The sequence below is a fragment of the Methanosarcinales archaeon genome (genome assembly GCA_014859725.1).
Classification (GTDB): Archaea; Halobacteriota; Methanosarcinia; order Methanosarcinales; family Methanocomedenaceae; genus Kmv04.
Window position 1 is genome coordinate 1 of sequence record JACUTQ010000268.1, and the last position, 2,008, is coordinate 2,008.

General features: G+C 42.7%; 2 protein-coding genes. Both read right to left on the reverse strand.

All coding sequences use genetic code 11. The features are described 5' to 3' along the window. Positions 1-30 precede the first annotated feature (30 nt). Entirely contained in the window at positions 31-921 is an 891-nt protein-coding gene (locus IBX40_13135; GenBank protein MBE0525255.1) for a geranylgeranylglycerol-phosphate geranylgeranyltransferase, read from the reverse strand. Beyond that, entirely contained in the window at positions 921-1,847 is a 927-nt protein-coding gene (nadA, locus tag IBX40_13140) for a quinolinate synthase NadA (protein MBE0525256.1), read from the reverse strand. The genes IBX40_13135 and nadA overlap by 1 nt, the downstream gene beginning before the upstream one ends. Positions 1,848-2,008: the final 161 nt, after the last annotated feature.

The following is a 2,008-nucleotide window of genomic DNA, read 5'->3' on the forward strand; positions in this document are numbered from 1 at the left end:
ATACAAAACCCCGGGAATAAATATCACATATTAAAATATATTATTTAATGGAATTGCACCAACAACAAAGGCGATCAAAGCTAAGAACATAGCAATTTTAAGCAATTTGGATGATTTTCCTGAATTATCCTTCAATATTATTTCATTGATTGATAATAATAATAATAGGTCTGCCACAAATATTATTACCAGATATGATGCCCCGAAAGCTCCATTTAGCAAAAGCGGAAGTGGGCTCAGGATCACCCCTGTCAATCCTAATACAGCAGCCAATCTTGCTGAGAACTCCTTTCCAATACTTATCGGCAGTGTAGTTGCACCGGACTCCGAATCCCCTTCCATATCCTGGATGTCCTTTACGATCTCCCTGGCCATGGTAACCAGAACTGCCAGCAGGAACAGGACCACATTTGACCTGATACCCATACCATTAAAGATCTCAAGTGCACCTCCGAACAAGAATGTTGAACCTGCAAGATACCCAACCACCACATTACCCATCAGTGCCATGCGCTTGAATGTGCTGGAATAAAAGATGAGGAGCAAGGAATTGAAAGCAGCCAGGAACAGGCATATGAGACCTAAAAACCAGGATAATAATATTCCCATCACGAACAAAGAAATTGCTATGTACAGGGCAGTCTTCCGCTTTATCCTGCCAGAAGGAATGGGTCTATCAGGTCTGTTTACGCTGTCTATCTTATGATCGAAATAGTCATTTATGACATTGCCTGCTCCGGTTACTAAAAAGACAACTGAAAAAACAAGAACAGGCTCATATACTATTTGTATATGCATTGAATCAGGCAGTGCCAGAAATGCAATTAATGTCCCCACAAGTGCTGCAAATCCTGCCATTACACAATTGCTCCACCTGAGCAATTCCAGTACAGTGGTCACTGGTCTGAAAAAAGCTGGCATCAATCGCCACGTCCGGCCTCAAGCATGCGGTCTAGTGCCTGTTTAGCTCGTATTCTAAGCGGCTGAGGGACAGTAATAACATACTGGTTCTTCTCCAGTGCATCTATGATGCTCTTCAGACTGTTCATTTTCATGTTAGGACATACCGCATATTTGGATGCAGGATAGAATATCTTATCAGGATTCTCATTTTTAAGCCTGTGCAGCATTCCCACTTCAGTCCCTATAATGAACTCATTATTTCTGGACTCTTTAACATACTTGACCATACCCCCGGTACTTAAGACCGCATCGGCAATGTCTATTACCTCTGGTTTGCATTCAGGATGTACCACTGCTACGGCTTCGGGATGTTCATCCTTTAACAGCAGGACATCCCCGGCCAGTATCTGGTGGTGTGTTGGGCAGTAACCATCCCATATAATAATATTTTTATCAGTGTTACGCTGCACATACATTGCCAGGTTCTTATCTGGTACGAAGATCACGTCATCCTCTTCCAGGCTGTTCACTACCTGCACAGCATTTGAAGAGGTGCAACAGACATCTGATTCAGCTTTCACAGCTGCGCTTGTGTTCACATATGCGACCACAATGGCACCAGGATGTTCTTTTTTCATCTGAATCAGGGTTTCAGGTGTGATCATAGCCGCCATAGGGCACTGGGCTGCCAGTTCAGGCATCAATACGGTCTTTTGCGGGCTCAATATAGCTGCACTTTCAGCCATAAAGTCCACTCCGCAGAACACGATCACTTCAGCTTCATGTGCTGCAGCCTGCTGGCTTAACCCCAGGCTGTCTCCTGTAAAATCAGCAATATCCTGAACCTCCCCACGCTGGTAATTATGGGCTAAAATAACTGCATTACGTTCTTCTTTCAGTTCAAGAATTCGATCAATAAGCTTATTATTATTCTGGGAATTCATTTAAATAACCCGTGAGTCAATCTCAGTCCAGTCACAAATTATTGCAATGGGATAAAATACTTTCCCACTGATCTTAATTATGCACCCTGCTGAGAAGACTATTTCAAAAAACGTACATGAAATTCTTCGAATAACATGCACAAAAATATGAAAGTACCCCT

Excerpts from the sequence above, each read along its gene's own strand:
- IBX40_13135 (MBE0525255.1), bottom strand. The coding sequence starts at position 921 with ATGCCAGCTTTTTTCAGACCAGTGACCACTGTACTGGAATTGCTCAGG.
- nadA (MBE0525256.1), bottom strand. The coding sequence starts at position 1,847 with ATGAATTCCCAGAATAATAATAAGCTTATTGATCGAATTCTTGAACTG.